The 16,270-nt window shown below is 43.6% G+C and carries 15 protein-coding genes; 9 read left to right on the top strand and 6 right to left on the bottom strand.

Annotation, left to right across the window (positions count from 1 at the left end):
- Nucleotides 1-28: 28 nt before the first annotated feature.
- Both dapB and dnaJ read right to left on the bottom strand, forming a co-directional pair.
- The gene (gene dapB / locus AOC03_RS06600; RefSeq protein WP_062534395.1) at nt 29-880 is read right to left on the bottom strand and encodes a 4-hydroxy-tetrahydrodipicolinate reductase; all 852 of its coding nucleotides are present in this window, start codon (nt 878-880) and stop codon (nt 29-31) included.
- Nucleotides 881-1,127: 247 nt separating this feature from the next.
- A complete protein-coding gene (dnaJ, locus tag AOC03_RS06595; protein WP_062534393.1) occupies nt 1,128-2,267 on the bottom strand; it encodes a molecular chaperone DnaJ in 1,140 nt (379 codons plus the stop codon).
- 483 nt (nt 2,268-2,750) lie between these two features.
- Here dnaJ and AOC03_RS06590 point away from each other — a divergent pair, with 483 nt between their 5' ends.
- Nucleotides 2,751-3,410: a DUF2939 domain-containing protein gene (locus AOC03_RS06590; protein WP_062534391.1), complete on the top strand. Its 660-nt coding sequence runs from the start codon at nt 2,751-2,753 to the stop codon at nt 3,408-3,410.
- Between the two features lie 128 nt (nt 3,411-3,538).
- Here the strand turns inward: AOC03_RS06590 and AOC03_RS06585 are convergent, their stop codons facing one another.
- Both AOC03_RS06585 and AOC03_RS06580 read right to left on the bottom strand, forming a co-directional pair.
- Entirely contained in the window at nt 3,539-4,603 is a 1,065-nt protein-coding gene (locus AOC03_RS06585; RefSeq protein ID WP_062534389.1) for a disulfide isomerase DsbC N-terminal domain-containing protein, read from the bottom strand.
- A 337-nt stretch (nt 4,604-4,940) separates the two neighbouring features.
- Complete coding sequence (locus AOC03_RS06580; protein ID WP_062534387.1) at nt 4,941-5,645, bottom strand: pseudouridine synthase; 705 nt, start codon at nt 5,643-5,645, stop codon at nt 4,941-4,943.
- 114 nt (nt 5,646-5,759) lie between these two features.
- Between AOC03_RS06580 and AOC03_RS06575 the strand changes: the two genes are divergently transcribed.
- From AOC03_RS06575 to AOC03_RS06560, 4 genes are all read left to right on the top strand, one after another.
- Nucleotides 5,760-6,359, top strand: a complete 600-nt coding sequence (locus AOC03_RS06575) for a YigZ family protein (protein ID WP_062534385.1) — start codon at nt 5,760-5,762, stop codon at nt 6,357-6,359.
- Between the two features lie 178 nt (nt 6,360-6,537).
- Nucleotides 6,538-7,521: a YheT family hydrolase gene (locus tag AOC03_RS06570; protein ID WP_062534383.1), complete on the top strand. Its 984-nt coding sequence runs from the start codon at nt 6,538-6,540 to the stop codon at nt 7,519-7,521.
- Nucleotides 7,522-7,624: 103 nt separating this feature from the next.
- Complete coding sequence (locus tag AOC03_RS06565) at nt 7,625-8,167, top strand: acyl-CoA thioesterase (RefSeq protein WP_062534381.1); 543 nt, start codon at nt 7,625-7,627, stop codon at nt 8,165-8,167.
- A 205-nt stretch (nt 8,168-8,372) separates the two neighbouring features.
- The gene (locus AOC03_RS06560; RefSeq protein ID WP_062534379.1) at nt 8,373-8,747 is read left to right on the top strand and encodes a DsrE family protein; all 375 of its coding nucleotides are present in this window, start codon (nt 8,373-8,375) and stop codon (nt 8,745-8,747) included.
- Nucleotides 8,748-8,972: 225 nt separating this feature from the next.
- On the opposite strand, the gene AOC03_RS06555 is transcribed toward AOC03_RS06560, so the two are convergent.
- A complete protein-coding gene (locus tag AOC03_RS06555; RefSeq protein ID WP_062534377.1) occupies nt 8,973-9,920 on the bottom strand; it encodes an alpha/beta fold hydrolase in 948 nt (315 codons plus the stop codon).
- Between the two features lie 452 nt (nt 9,921-10,372).
- On the opposite strand from AOC03_RS06555, the gene AOC03_RS06550 reads away from it, so the two are divergent.
- A complete protein-coding gene (locus tag AOC03_RS06550) occupies nt 10,373-11,935 on the top strand; it encodes an MATE family efflux transporter (protein ID WP_062534375.1) in 1,563 nt (520 codons plus the stop codon).
- A 109-nt stretch (nt 11,936-12,044) separates the two neighbouring features.
- Here AOC03_RS06550 and AOC03_RS06545 read toward each other — a convergent pair whose 3' ends face one another.
- A complete protein-coding gene (locus AOC03_RS06545; RefSeq protein ID WP_062534373.1) occupies nt 12,045-12,776 on the bottom strand; it encodes an aspartate/glutamate racemase family protein in 732 nt (243 codons plus the stop codon).
- 152 nt (nt 12,777-12,928) lie between these two features.
- Here AOC03_RS06545 and AOC03_RS06540 point away from each other — a divergent pair, with 152 nt between their 5' ends.
- From AOC03_RS06540 to AOC03_RS06530, 3 genes are all read left to right on the top strand, one after another.
- The gene (locus AOC03_RS06540) at nt 12,929-13,183 is read left to right on the top strand and encodes a DUF2798 domain-containing protein (protein WP_062534371.1); all 255 of its coding nucleotides are present in this window, start codon (nt 12,929-12,931) and stop codon (nt 13,181-13,183) included.
- Between the two features lie 83 nt (nt 13,184-13,266).
- Complete coding sequence (locus AOC03_RS06535) at nt 13,267-15,573, top strand: DUF2157 domain-containing protein (RefSeq protein WP_062534369.1); 2,307 nt, start codon at nt 13,267-13,269, stop codon at nt 15,571-15,573.
- Nucleotides 15,570-16,169, top strand: a complete 600-nt coding sequence (locus tag AOC03_RS06530; RefSeq protein WP_062534367.1) for a GDYXXLXY domain-containing protein — start codon at nt 15,570-15,572, stop codon at nt 16,167-16,169. The genes AOC03_RS06535 and AOC03_RS06530 overlap by 4 nt, the downstream gene beginning before the upstream one ends.
- The last annotated feature ends 101 nt before the right edge of the window (nt 16,170-16,270 follow it).

Here is a 16,270-nt window from a genome sequence, read left to right as displayed (position 1 = left end):
GAATAGCAAATCCCTTTTCGCATCTGCCTTAGTCATTCAAACCCAAAACATCTTGCATATTATATTGTCCTGCTGATTGCTGAATGACCCAGGTGGTTGCACGAACTGCGCCTGCGGCAAACGTCATTCGCGCGCGCGCGCGATGGGTAATTTCTACCACTTCACCATCAGCAATAAACATCACCGTGTGGTCGCCAATAATTTCGCCACCACGAATCGCATGAATCCCAATAGTACCGGTTTCGCGCGCGCCCGTTTGTCCTTCGCGACCATATACCGCTACGTCTTTTAAATTTTGTCCACGTGCTGCGGCAACGGCTTCTGCCATCATATAAGCCGTACCCGATGGCGCATCAATTTTATGCTTATGATGAGCTTCGATGATTTCAACATCGGCATCCGTGCCAAAGGCTTTTGCTGCCATGCCCAATAGTTTTAAAGATAAATTCACACCTGTAGAGTAATTACCAGCATAAACGATAGCGATTTTTTTGCTGGCTTCTGCCAAAACAGCCTCTTGTTGCTCATTAAAACCAGTCGTACCGATAACCATCGCAACGTTATGTTGCGCACAAATCTTCATATTTTGCTCAGTAGCAGCAGGCAAACTAAAATCAATCAGCACGTCAATGTCATCAATAATACTGACTAAATCATCAACGATTGACACATTGAGGTGCCCGATAGCGGCTACTTCGCCAGCATCTGCGCCAACGAGACTTGAACCTTGACGTTCAATGGCGGCGCTTAAAGTGGTTTGTGGATTGTCTTGAACGGCTTCGATGAGCATACGTCCCATGCGTCCACCTGCGCCAATGACACCGATTTTAATGGCTTTATTATTCGTCTGATTCGTCTGATTCGTTGCTTGTTGGTTCATTTTTTATCCTAAATTTTTATGAGTTAACATCATTATTATATAAAGTGGTGCTTGCTGATCATGGTATTGAATATCATAGCATGAAATGATTTTGCGCCCGTTAGCAAAGACTTATCGTGAGCCGAGTAGACATAATATTTGTATAAAGAACCATGATAACTTTAAATAACGAGCATAAAAAAGCCCAAGAGTTTCACGTGAAACTCCTAGGCTGATGACTGCTAATAGGAATGAATAATTAATATTATCAGTCGAACAAGTCACCAATTTTCTTAAAGAAAGATTTTTTATGTGGTGATTGCTGATGATGACTATCACCGTCAAGCGTGTCTTGGAATTGACGCAGTAAATCTTTTTGTTCGCGAGTCAGATCCACTGGCGTTTCAATCACCACGCGACAAATCAAATCACCTTTCATGGTGGTGCGTACCGGCGTCACGCCGCGTCCACGTACACGCAGCATTTTGCCACTTTGTGTACCTTCGGCAATTTTAATTTTCACTTTACCATCTAAGGTTGGAATCTCAACTTCTTTACCGAGCGCAGCATCCGTGATGCTAACAGGCACGTCCATATAAAGATCGGCACCTTGACGCTTAAAGACATCGTGCGGTTTGACCCGTACTTCGACGTATAAGTCGCCATTTTGCACGCCTGCACCGCCCGCTTCACCTTCACCGCTTAGACGTACACGGTCACCATCATCAACGCCGGCTGGAATAGAGACTTCTAAATTGCGCGATTTGTCTTTGACCCCATTACCATGACAGTCAGGACATGGATTTTTAATTTGTTGTCCACTACCACCGCACTGTGGGCACGCTTGTTGTACTTGAAAAAAGCCTTGCTGCATACGCACTTGACCCTGCCCATGACACATCTGGCAGGTGACCACGTCTGAGGCATTTTTCGCACCTTTACCATCACAAGTGCCACAAGGCGCAGGCGCGGTAAAGGCAATCTCTTTTTTACAGCCACGAACCGCTTCCTCTAAAGTCAGCTCCAGCATATAACGTAAGTCTGAACCGCGACGAGTACGGCTACGATTACCACCACCGCCACCGCGTGACTGACCAAAAATATCGCCAAAACTGCCGAAAACATCACCAAAGATATCTTGGAAGTTACCACCGCCACCAAAACCGCCGCCACCCATGCCATTTTCAAAAGCGGCATGTCCCATGCGATCATAAGCAGAACGCTTATCGGTATCGCTGAGCACTTCATAAGCCATCGACGCTTCTTTGAATTTCTCTTCCGCCTTTGGATCGTCAGAGTTGCGATCGGGGTGATATTTCATCGCCAGCTTGCGATACGATCGTTTAATCTCTTTGCTATCAGCGGTTTTACTGACGCCTAATATCTCATAAAAATCGCGCTTACTCATGGGCTCTCCTATCGTCTTCACAGCCCTGCCTGCTCACAATCTCATCGATAATCACACTTATTTTTTATCATTATTCGCACGCCAGTGTTTCACATGAAACCTCAGCTATAAGGATATAAAAAATAAGGAGTAACGGAACGTTGCAAGCCAAAACGGCGGTATGCTGTTTAACCACATCAATTAATAAAAGTTTGCGCTATTAATGGAGATGCTGCGTTGATTTATCAAGCTGTTGCCCGTCTAAATTCAGAGGATACGTTGTAGCACTGCTGATATTGATATAAAAAAGTAAAAAATATTGATAGCAGCTGATATTTTCTTAAGGTATCGGCTGTCTCTGCTGATAACTGTTTATCATTTTCTTATACCTACAGCAAGCCACTGTCACATTTTCATACCTTTAAGCCCTTAAGTCGTGCTAATATTTATCGCCTTATTAACGGTAATAATTACGATAAAAATTCTGTAAAGGTACTGATATTTATGAAAAAACTGACCATATTACTGTCGTTACTGGTCGTTATCGCCGTGGCAATCTATGCCGGCTCACCTTATTACAGCGCCTATCAGCTTAAAAAAGCCTATGATGCTAAAGATGGCGCGACTATCTCAGCGGCGATTGACTATGAGCAGCTGCGCCCAAGTATCAATAAACAGCTGACGGATAAATTTGCGGCTACCATGAGTCAATATCCCGCCATTGCTGAATTGGGCGGGGATGCCCTTACCCAAGCCGCCGATGAATTTATCGTGCAAGCCGTAGATGGCGCAATCACGCCAGAAAATATAGAGCAATTAATTGATACTCAAGGTCAAGCCAATACCGCGACCAAAGAGCTTGCCGCTGCATGGGCTATCTCAAGCAATCAAATTGATTTAAAAATACTGATTCGCGATATGATTGTCCAGCGCGGTGACGTCAATGCGGTGGTGAAAAATCAGATTCAGAATATGATGACCAAGCAAGCGGATGAGCTAGAACAACACGTGGCGAAAGGTACGGACAGTGCCAAGCCAACGCTCAGCTATTGCGGTATCAATTGCTTTACCATTAGTGGGCAAGTTAAAGGTTACCCGTTAACGATTAATATGCAGCGTCAAGGGTTGATAACGTGGAAAATTGTTGATGTGGTATTGCCTTAAACCCTTTGCTATAACTACTGTATTAACTATCCGTTAGCAGCCATCAAAAAACCGCCGTATCAACATGCATTGATACGGCGGTTTAAGTTAAGTACAGCACTTATTTTTAATGGATACTGACTGAGTGTTTATTGAACCCCTAAAAACTCTAAAAACTCCGGACTTTCAAAGCTGGCTTGATACAGCTCGCCATCGTCACGGAAAATAGCAGGGGTCGCAACTACCGCAAGTCCCGCCGCTTTTTCGCGGTTCGGAGTCACATGATTTGCTTTACAGCTTGTAGGTGCTGGGGTCATTTTTCCGGTGAGCATTGCGCTATCTAACGCGTTACGGCGACTGGGATCACTGGTTTGACACCAAATACCGCGCATTTGCTCAGGTGACTGCTCATAGATGGGATAGCCAATCGTCTTGACGGTCACGCCTTTTTTATTCAGCGCGCTCATTTGCTTGTGTAGCATGCGGCAATAAGGACAGTTAACATCGGTTGCCACATAAATAACCGCTTTTTCAGGGCTGGTTGCGGGATAAGTAATCAGCTGCGACTCATCTAAACTTTTAAATACTGATTGGTTTTTGCGTTTTTCAAAATTGGCATCCAGTCCGGTAAATTGACCATTTTCAATGACCGATATCTCGCCATCGGTAACATACTGCGCATCATCCGAGATTAAAAACGGCACACCTTCAAGCGTTGCGCCCCAAATCACGCCCGGAATAGCGGTATAGAAAAACGGCGTTTTAGCACTCATATTTTTCAGAGCGCTCATATTGGCAAGCATTGAAGATTTGACCGCGGCGCTTACTGGCATACCGATTTGCGCGCTCGTGCTACGCGCAGATATTTTGGTTACTTGACGCTTGCTTGGGTTCTTTTGTAGCTCACCTTGGATGACGTATTTACCATCGGCGCTGATATGTAGCGGTGGTTGACCCGCTAGGCTGACTTGATACAAATTAGGTAAATTCGATGGCACGATAGAGGTTATTTGCGCTTTAATACCGGCTTGGGTCAATACTTGGCGTAATCGGCTATCGACAGTCGCGCTAACTTTTCCCGCTACTGGTGTATTTTGCATATTTTGTTTAGCGTTTTGAGTGACCGATTGGGAAGTCGCAGGTTGCGCACAAGCAGTCGTCGCTAATAATATCGCGCTCATTATACTGGCAAATTTGAATACAGGTCGTTTCACAGGGTAAGTCCTATCAGAATTTTAATAAATGCTAATCACACTATGTAAAAAAGTAGATTAATTAAGCTGATAAGGACTGTATCACATCATGAAATGGTCGGTCGGGATAAGGCGGTTATTTTGCAAAACTGCTACTGAGGTTTAAGAGACAGGCAACACAGCCGATTTATATAACGTTTATAAATTAAGACCAACGTTATCAATAAGCAAAAAAATAACGGCAGCCCTCTTCCAAATCAGAAAATGGTTACCGCTATTTTTTATGATAACTTTTAGATATACACTATTAGATTAGACTTAGACTTAACCTCAAAAGTGCATTAAAGCTTTTTTCTTACTAAAATTTTGCCACTTCTTCTGGGGTTAAAAAGCGACTGTCGCCTTTATCTAACCCTTCTAAAGTAATATGCCCAATACTGGCGCGATGCAGCTCGGTAACACGATTACCGAAGTAACCCATCATACGTTTGACTTGATGGTATTTGCCTTGCTCTAAGGTCAAGCGCGCATGCGTCGCGTCGATAAATTCGAGAACCGCAGGCTTGGTTTCTTCATGTTCGCCTTCTAATAAGATACCTTGCGCCACTTCTTCGACCGCATTGGCTTGCTGCGCTTCATCCATCGGCTCAGCCAACGTCAGCTCATAGATTTTGGCGTGTTCGTGCTTAGGACTGGTGACGCGGTGTAACCATTTTCCATCATCACTAATCAGCAGCGCACCTGTTGTATCGACGTCCAAACGTCCTGCAATACGTAAGCTACCCAATTCAGGCACGGCAATCAATTCAGTGACGATAGGATGTTCTTTTACTTTCAAGGTACATTCAAAGCCTTCCGGCTTATGCAATAAAATATAACGATTGCCCGTCGCTACCGATAACGGCTCGCCTGCCCAAACGATTTCATCATTTTCGATGTCGACGTGTAAGCCAACGTCTTTGGTCACGCTATCATTAACTGTGACTTCGCCCGCGTGCAGGATTTTTTTGGCTTCTTTACGCGACAGCTCGGTGGCCTTACTAATAAATTTATCTAAACGCATGCTATTTGCTACCATCAGTTGCTATAGTGGGGAATAAAATGAACACGCTGCCAAATATGGTCAGCTGTGATAATACTGTAAGTTTATCATATTCAACCTAGACCCTGATTAAATATGAGCTATCAAACGCTACAACGCGCGGTGCATACCCGTCTTGAGATTAAGAAATCTGAGTTCATCGCTTATGCTTATCCCGTAACCTCGCGTGAACAAGCCATGTTTCACGTGGAACAATTACGCGGGCAATATGCCGATGCCCGTCACTGGTGCTGGGCGTATATTATCGGTGACCCTCATAATACGACCAGTGCAGGCTTTGACGATGATGGCGAACCAAATGGTACAGCAGGTCGTCCGATATTAAATGTGCTGCAACATAAGTCAATTGGCAATATTATTATCATTGTGGTGCGCTATTTTGGTGGTATTAAATTGGGGGCTGGTGGTCTGACGCGGGCGTATGCGGGTTCTGCGCAAGCGGCTGTTGATGAGATGATATTATGCCCTTATGTACCAATGACCCAACTCCACATTCAAGCAGAGTTCGCGACCGAAGCCCAATGTCGCTATGTAGTTGATAGTTTACATGGCACGATTGACGAGGTGGCTTATAGCAAGCAAGTGTTATTGACCATTACTATCGCTGAGCGGGATGTTGACCAGTTAAAAGCTGAATTGGCAATGGCAGGTAAAGTCTTGTCGACTGAAGAATAATTAATCCTGATTAATTATTCACACATGAATTCAACGTTTCACGTGAAACTTAATTTTTTTGGTTGATAGCGTTGATATTTATTAATGTTCAGTTATTAACGTTTAAATGGTCGCCATACTTGTTAATTGCCCCATTTGCTCCCATTTCTAATACCTTAATATTATTTGATACCCTTTTATGAGTACTTTTACCTATACCGAATTTAAACCGCCCTTTTGGCTCGCGAATGCGCATTTGCAAACCATATTGCCAAAATTTATCGCCCCTGATGTGCCTATCTATCGGCGCGAACTGGTCAAAGACTCGCTCGATGAAAGCGAGGTTGCTTACGACTTTTATGATACCAACGATATCGTCTTATCGGATGATAAATATCATAAGCCGCTCGTGGTACTTTTTCATGGAATGGAAGGCAGTAGCCACAGCCATTACGCCCGTACCTTAGCGTATGCCGCACACCGTCAAGGCTGGCATTTTGTAGTCGCCCATTTTCGCAGTTGTGGCGGCGTCCCGATTAAAGGCTCAGTATTTTATGACGCAGGTGATACCAAAGAGCTTGAGCACTCATTGCAATATTTAGCGCGCAAATACAGCACCATATATGGCGTTGGCGTCTCTCTAGGTGGTAATGCGCTCGCGAAATATATGAGTGACTATAACGAAAAAGCCATTTGCGTCGCGGCGGTCGTGGCATCAGCGCCAGTCGATTTACTGTCTTCATCAATAGCGATGGAGCGTTTTGTCGGTAGGCGTATTTACACCCCCTATCTGCTGCACCCGATTATCCAAAAAGCCATTGATAACAACCTTACTGAAGAGGAAATTAAAGCCGTTAAAGCGACCAATCTTATCAGTGAATTTGATAATATTTTTACCGCACCGCGCCACGGCTATCGCTCCAAAAATGACTATTATAATAAAGCCTCTGCCCTACCGCATCTGATTCATATTGCCAAGCCGACCTTAGTAATCAGTGCCAAAGATGATCCATTCTTAGGCGCGGTTGCCACCAACGGTGACGTGTCTAACAGCGTCACATTGCTAAATACTCAGCATGGTGGGCATATTGGCTTTTTAGATTATCAAGATCGGAAGTTTAATTTGGACTGGTTACCTGAAACCGCGATAAGCTTCTTTAAAGATGTAGCGTCACGTATGTGAAATCGCCCTGAAAAAGTATCGCTAATTGATCAAGCAAAAATCTAAGCCTAAAAACACACCTAACAATAAGCCTGAAAAATAGACCTAAAAAAAGAGTGCTGCTATGTATCCGTTTATTCGCTATGCCACCACTATTGCACACGCCGCTCTACAAGTAAAAAAAGGCAATACGCTACCGCTCTCTAAGGTTGGCGAGATAACACTGCGCTGGCGTTTAACGGATATTGATAATTTTTTAGAGATGAATAATGGACGCGTGCTGACGCTGTATTACTTGGGACGGACGGATTTTGCCGTGCGTACGGGACTTGGAAAACAGCTTTTAAAACAGCGTTGGGGCTTGGTGGTGGCAGGCAGCACGATTCAATATCGTAAGCGTATTCGCGCCTTTGATAAAGTTACCATGAAAACTCAAATCGTGGCCATTGATAAGCGTTGGATATACGTGGAACAATCGATGTGGGTCAAAGGCAAACCGTGCTCATCAGCGCTACTACGAACGGGTGTGACTGAAGGCGGAAAAGTGATTGAGACGGCACGGGTACTTGCGGCATTGGGTAAAGCGGATTGGAAGTTGCCACCGACTGGCTATGTGGCTGAATGGATTGAGAGCGATCAAGATCGTCCTTGGCCACCGATGGATTGATTTCTAAAAACTCATAACGTCATTTAGTTTATAGGTCGGGTTGCGTTTACTTTAGCATTGCCTCGAAAATTAATATAATGAGTTAACTTCAAGATTACTATCTAACAACAATACATTATATAAAAAAGTATAATAAATGTTAGAATGTCAGTGATTCAGATACATTCCTCATATATATTCCTATGCAGCTTATTTGGAGATTGACATGCTAACAACTACAGATTATGTCGGTACTTTATTTGATAACGAAACCAACCCAAACAAAATAACTTTAGCATTTACGATGGCAGTCACAGCACTCAAAAGAGGTCATTCCTCGACGCTCATCTTGATGGTAGATGCCGTACATTTAGCGTTACCTAACGCGCTAGATGGCATTGATATAGGTGCGCCTTTTGAACCTGCTGCTAAACTACTACAAGCCTTTATGGAGCAAGGTGGTCAAGTATTGGTGTGTAAAGCATGCATGATTCACAATAATGTTGCTGAATCAACAATTGACCCTCGCTTCGGTGTCATTAGTGCCGATGATGTGGTTAACTTACTGATGAGTGCAAAAGGCTCGTTACAGTTGAACTAATGAATAAGTAAGCTGAAAAGTGAATGAAGCTAATTTCTGCTAATTGTTTAAAACAGTTTACGTTTTATAAATTATTTTGTTAGGCTTAAAAAAACTGACTCACTCTACTATTTTCTACTCAATAAAAAAAGAAACACCAGACATACTGATGTTTCTTTTTTTATTTGGACTCTATTATTATAAAAGCTAATATTTTGAGAATAACTGCCTTTCCGCTGACAGCAATTACTCACTCTTAATCCCCGCCCGAAACTTTTTATAATCCTTCGCCGTCTCTTTCACTGCCTCTATCATCGGTACATGACCAATTTTCGGCATCGTAATGATTTGCGCCTTTGGCATCAATTCAGCCATCAAGTTCACGGTTTCAAGCTTGATTACTTGGTCTTTTTGTCCCCAAACAATTAAGGTGGGAATATTATATTGGGCGACGACTTTGGCGCGTGTCTCCACATTATCTTCCACGATTTGTTCGATGATTTTGGTTTGCAAATTGCGATTGGCGATATTTTCTTGCGCAAAGACCGCTTGCACGGTTTTAGGTATAAAGGGCGGCTTATTCATCACCAATTTATACAGTTTAAAATACTCTTGAGTATTGGCGACAACGAGAGGATTGTTATCGGCGGTGGCATGTTGATATCTATCATACAGCCCTGCCGACCAAAAACCTGCGCTGTCCAATAACCACAAGCTTTTAACGCTGTCAGGATACATGGCGGCATAAGCGACACTGATCGCGCCGCCCATCGAATTACCGCCGATATGAATGTTAGATGCTAAGCCTTTGGCTTGCATCAGCTCATGCAATCGCTGCGCCTGCGCATCAGCGCAATAGTCTGCCGCCATAGGTTTACTTGAATTACCAAAGCCCAAGAGGTCTGGGATAATGAGATGATAATTGCCTAATTTTTCTGCAATACGGGTGAAATTGTCTTTATTACCGCCAAAACCATGTATTAATAATAAAGGCTTACCTGCTAAGTTACCGCCTTCTAGATAAGTCATATTATCGCCGGACGCTAGCGTAAACGCTTTGGTCTCAAGGCTTGATTTAAAGCGTTCATGCTGTACCAGTTTTTGGGTGGTGGCAACGGTAAAAGTATTGGGCGTGGTGCAGCCGATGATAGACAGGGTTAACAAAGCCGTGAGTCCGGTACGCACTAGTATCATAAAATAAATCCTTGGGCCAAAGCTGCCAAAAGTAGCGGTAAGCGACCGTTTACCATTGTGGTTGGTGTTGTAGTGTTTGCTTTTATTAATGTTGCCGTGATTCTTTAAAAAGGTCATATTTAAAAGGAGTAATCTTAACACAAGCACCTCTTACGCCTAGACTGAAGACAGCATGACCATTGCAACGTTTGGTAGGCGCTGCTAGCGTAAAGTGCGTTATCCATATGGACAATAAAAAAAGTTATTCTGCTACGGTCCTTTTAATGACGGACAATAATGGGTGCGGTGGGTTTAGCATTGTCTGATTACATTTTTAATTCAAAGGACAGGAACTCGCTCATTTATAATAACTGTTTTCATCTAATCAATCCAAAGTTAACGATTTGGTCTCTTTTGTAGGACGCTTTTCTATAAAAGAGACCAACATTTTGAACAGCGCAAAAGGATAGACATTGAGCAAAACAGCTACCTCCACCCATAAACGGCGTGACCTTACCAAAGGGTCGATTCCTAAAACAATGCTGCTATTTGCATTACCAACCCTTGGGTCATCAGCATTACAGTCATTAAATGGCTCGATTAATGCTGTCTGGGTAGGTCGATTTTTGGGTGAGGAAGCGTTAGCAGCCACAGCGAATGGCAACATTCTCATGTTCATCCTGATCTCCTTTGTGTTTGGTTTTGGTATGGCGTCTACTATTTTGATTGGTCAGGCAATGGGACAACGCAACGATAGCATGGTCAAGCAAACCATGGGAACGGCGTTGGGTAGCATTATCCCGATAAGTATCGTGGTGGCGGCTTTAGGGTGGATATTTGCACCAACGTTACTTGATTTACTTGGTACGCCGGCAAGCGCCGCAGACCTTGCGCTGACTTATCTGCGCATGATTTTTATTGCGATGCCCACTACATTAACGTTTACATTAATTATGATGGCGCTGCGCGGTACGGGCGACTCCACAACGCCACTTTGGTTCATCATTATATCGGTCGCTATTGACCTCGTTTTGACACCGACGCTGATTTTGGGTCTCGGACCCTTTCCTGAATGGGGTATATTTGGTGCGGCTTTTGCAACGGCCATCGCAAACACGTTAGCGCTTATTGGTATGGTCATCACCATGTATCTGCGTGGCTCGGTGCTGGCACTTAGACTGCCGGAGCTGCGCTTTTTGCGTGTAAACCGAGAAATCCTGAGGTCGATGTTTTCAAAAGGGTTGCCGATGGGTCTACAGATGGTCGTCATCTCTTCGGCGGCGTTGACAATGCTGTCGCTGATTAACCGCGAAGGGGTACAGACAACAGCGGCTTATAGTGCCACCCAGCAGCTTTGGACATACGTACAGATGCCTGCAATGGCGCTAAGTGCCGCGGCTAGTGCGATGGTGGCACAGAACATTGGCGCCAATCAATGGCACAGGATTGCAGGAATCACACGTTGGGGGCTTATTTTTAATCTGGTATTAACCGGCTTTATTATCGTGCTGCTGACCGTTTTTGATGAAACTATTTTAGAGTTTTTCCTCGGTAGTGACAGTGCAGCGGTGCCAATTGGGCGTCATATTCAGTTAATGGCGACATGGGGCTTTATCTTTTTTGGGGTAGCGCAGGTGCTGTTTGGCACCATGCGCGCAAATGGCTATGTGATTTGGCCGCTAATTGTCATGATAATTTCAATGTACCCAGTGCGTCTTGGCTTTGCTTTTGGGCTTTATCCCCTACTTGGAGAAGATGCGCTTTGGCTGTCGTTTCCAGCAGGCATGGTGGCAACCGCCGTGATGGGAATAGGATTATATTGGTATGGCGGCTGGCGTCAGGGTAAAAACATGCCCGCAGAAGAGGCTGCACAAAGGTCTGAAGAGTTTCGCGCGCAGACAGGCACCAGTGCGTCGTTTCGTGATATTGTTCCGACAACGGTATGGAAACGATTACCTTTGCGCCGTATCACAAGGTTGCATCGACGACTTCGTAGACGACTACATATACGCCCTATGCTAAAAAAGAATAAATGATAATAGCGCGGTCGATATATACACGCTTAGCAGTGCGGCTTTCGCTCATTAGTATGGCGAGTAAATTATTGATAATACTTGCCTGCTAACGCAAGTACCGAACCTAGCTTTAGAGTAAAACTGCATTACCTAATAAAAAATCCACCGCTGCTGCTGCATGAATAGCGGTGGTATCGAATACGGGAACAGGACTGTCCGCTTGGCTAATGAGTAAGCCAATTTCAGTGCAACCTAGAATAATACCTTCGCTTCCTTGTGCCGCTAAATCTTGAATAACTTGTCGATAATATTGGCGTGAGCTATCAAGCAGTTGTCCTTGGCATAATTCTTCATAGATAATACGATGCACTTCTTGCCGCGACTCCGTATCCGGTATCAGCACTTGCAAGCCAGTATCAATTAGGCGCTGCTTATAAAAATCCTCAGTCATGGTGAACTGCGTACCGAGTAAGGCAACTTTTTTTAGACCTTGCTTATTAATGGCTTGTGCCGTTACTTCTGCAATATGGATAAGGGGTAAATCGGTCGCTGTCTGTACAGCGTCTGCCACTTTATGCATGGTATTGGTGGCGATTAAAATCCCGTCTGCACCGCCCGCTTGTAAGCGTTGTCCGCTACTGACCATGATGTTACCCAATTCATCCCACGCTCCTTGAGCTTGCAAAGTAGCAATCGGTGCCAAATCAATACTATGAATCAATAACTCCGCTGAATGTAATCCGCCTAATTTTTCCTTGATACCTTGATTAATCAGCCGATAATAGCTTTGGGTACTCTCCCAACTCATGCCGCCAATAATGCCTAACGTCTTGTTTTTTGATGTGTGTTGCTGTGCTGGCATGTGATTTCCTTTTAGCTTTTACATTTATCGTTATTTTGTGATCTTAGCCGTGATAATAACCATTTTACCAATGGCTGAACACACGATATGATGATTAACCATAATCCCAATTACTATAATACTAATTATCATAATGCTGCACTGAGTAAACCATGACTGACACCCGAACCTTTAAAATTCGTACCCGCCAACGTTATTATCGCCTGATATTCACCGGACTTATGGCGATGATGATGTCACTCATTATTTCGGCGGCATTGATTATCGTCAAAACGGGGATTCATGATGGGTTTTTTATGACGCTGATACACTCATGGGGATTGGCGTTTGTGTTTGCATGGCCAAGCGCGTATGTGTGCGCCTATTTTGTGCAGGAGCATGTGTTGAGCCGCATTGAGTTTTATTAAGGTCGCCTTCATAACTTTACTACATCGGTCTCTCATAAAAACAGCTAAGATGGACTACAGACTGTTTTTAATGGGCAAGCGCTATGAGCACACCACGGCGTACTATAGAGCATTTAATTGAGCAAAGCATTCTTCCTATTGCGCAGGCAAATGCAGCAGCGACTCACCTAGAAGTCTTCCCAACCAAGCGCTCGTGGTTAGCGTTCTTTGATAAGTCATCGCTTATTATTGGCATGGTGGCACTGGTACTATCTCTTGTTTTCTTTATTGCCTATAACTGGCTACATATGGGCAAAATAGGTAAATTTGCGTTGGTGGAAAGCGCCCTCGTCATCACTATAGCCCTCTATATTATCCTATCTTTTAAGCAGAAATTTCAGCCAGTGCAGCAGTGGTTACTCTTTATTACGAGTATTATCACAGGTGTTTTGTTGGCATTATTTGGGCAGGTTTATCAAACTGGTGCGGATACGTGGCAGCTATTTTTTAACTGGGCATTATTTATTATTCCGTGGGTACTGATTGCACGGCTGCCAGTGCTGTGGCTATTGTGGCTGGGTTTAGTGAATGCCAGCTTGATACTTTATCTTGATGTTGCAGATTTTTTGTTTATCGATGCCAATTATCAAAGTATGTTGCAAGTAGGCGCATTGGCGCTCATCAATTTTGTGGCGCTAAATGCATGGCTGCTTAGTATTAAAAATACAGCCGAACTTCAAACGGATTCTGCTCATTCAGAGTTTGCTAACATTACCAATTCTAAAACTGCTAATTCCGAAAACTTCTATTCTAAAATCGTCCATTCTAAAATAAGACTGCCGACCGCATCTGGCTTGCACTGGAGTGTCTATATCGTCGGTCTGCTCAGTAGTTATTTCATTACTCATCTTGCCATTATTAACGTCTTTGATAACCTCATTTTTGGCAACTCGACCTTTAACAATACCGATATATTCATAACATTGAGCACGATATTAATATGGCTGGGCTGGTGTGGCTTTATGCTTTGGCGCTTTTATAAACGCCATATTGATTTACTCATGCTGACGTATGTATGCGGTTCTGTGATTGCAGTAGTGATGTTTTGGGCAGGCAAATTGTTGTTAAAGGATTGGGAAGCGGGCGGCATGTTAATTCTCGCACTATTACTCATTGCCATGAGCTCTATAGCGGTGGTTTGGTTACGTCGCATTGCTCACGTAGATAACATAAACAGTGAGGCTGAACTGACAGCCCGAACGCGAGATAATGATGAAAAAAGCAATCCAAATTCAAACCCAAATCAAATACTTGCGCAATTGCAGCAGCTTGGGCTGATATCGCCTAGCTCTACTATACAGACTGTAGACAGTATGAATGAACCAGACAATCATGACAGTACGCCTTGGTTTATTCATTTATTTTTTGGTTTTAGTGGCATCTTAGCAAGTATATTTTTGGTTGGATTTTTAACCCTTATCCTTTATCAAGCAGATATCTTTGACCGTCCCAACCTGCAATGGATAGTCGGCATAGTGCTTAGCATGATAGCGTTTGCTTTATTTAAACATAGAAAATCGCGTAACAATACTTTTTGGAATAGCTTGGCTTTTGCATTGAGTGGCGCAGGACAGCTGTATTTTGCATTTTCGATATTCGGTAGTGAGATGGATACGCCGTTAGATGTTTGGTTATTTTTGCTGTTGCAAATCATTATGACGATGCTCATACCCAATTTTATTTATCGGCTGCTCAGTAGTATGGCAGCATTAGGCAGTGTGGTTTATTTACTGAGCTTTTATCAGCTGCCTGAGCTGAGTTTGGGGCTATTGGCATTGGTCACTATTGTGGTAAATCTACAGGGGTATGCCTTATTAAATATCGTGCCTGCTAAGCTACGGTTCACTGCTTTTAGTATCAGTAAAGCGCTCAATTATTCTAGTGCCATCATGCTGTTGTGCGTTTCTGTTTATTTTATCGCTGCTGAATACGGTAATAGCTTTATCAGTAGTGAGGCAACCTTTCGCTATCATTATATCCTCGCGCAAGGGCTGCTGATACTTGCCAGTCTATATGGCGGTTATCTTATTCTTAAGCGCTACCCTGTGCATTTAGCAGCAAAATCTAGCGTACTGATTGGCGGTATCATTATTATCATGGGCATTATATCGGTGTACGTTTCGGGATTATTAGCCACCAGCTTGATTATCATTATTGCCTTTGCCAATAGTCAGCGCGTGCTATTAGGGCTTGGTGTATTGGCGTTAGTCAGTTATATCTTTTGGTATTACTATCAGCTCGATACCAGTTTACTGGTCAAATCAGGCTCGATGCTCATTATTGGGCTGACTGTTTTGATGATGCGCTGGATACTGATGCGCCAAACGAACCATAAGGCGGCTATCTTATGACGCACTCTGCTCACACTCTGCCGTGGTGGCAACAACGCGCCGTGACCATCACGATGGCGCTATTAGGATTGCTCGTGGTGTTAGTCGCCATGAATATCAATATCGCAAAATATGAAACCCATCTTGCCACTGGCGACACGGTTCTATTGGAGCTTGCGCCTGTCGATCCGCGTGGCTTTATGCAGGGCGATTATATGGCGCTCAGTTATGCGCTAGAGCGTGAGGTATTTGCGGCATTAGAGCAAAATCCTAATAGCTATCCTACCAATGAAGGCTATCTGATTGTAAAAATTGATAACAACAAGGTCGGACATTTCGTGCGCTTAGCCGACAATAATAACCGCGATAACCTTAATAATTTAGCCACAAATGAGATGCCGATACATTACCGTATTCGTAATGGTAGCGTGTTACTGGCAACCAATGCCTTTTTCTTTCAAGAAGGTCATGCGAAAGCTTTTGAAGCGGCAAAATATGGTTTATTCCGCGTCAATAAACAAGGCGAGCCGTTATTAACGGATATGGTGAATGATAAGTTTGAAGTGATTCATCCAGAGCCATTGAGTGCAGCGCAAAATGTTAATCCATCAAATTAAATGCTTATTACTTTAAGTCTGGGAGCAGGTAATAACCTTCCTTAACCAAAGTAATATTGCGGTGAGTAGCGATAGATTGGTACTGTTGATGGCTAAAAATT

This window comes from Psychrobacter urativorans, from assembly GCF_001298525.1.
Lineage (GTDB): Bacteria > Pseudomonadota > Gammaproteobacteria > Pseudomonadales > Moraxellaceae > Psychrobacter > Psychrobacter urativorans_A.
The sequence above is the reverse complement of the archived record's forward strand: the minus strand, read 5'-3'. Positions and strand labels throughout refer to the sequence as shown.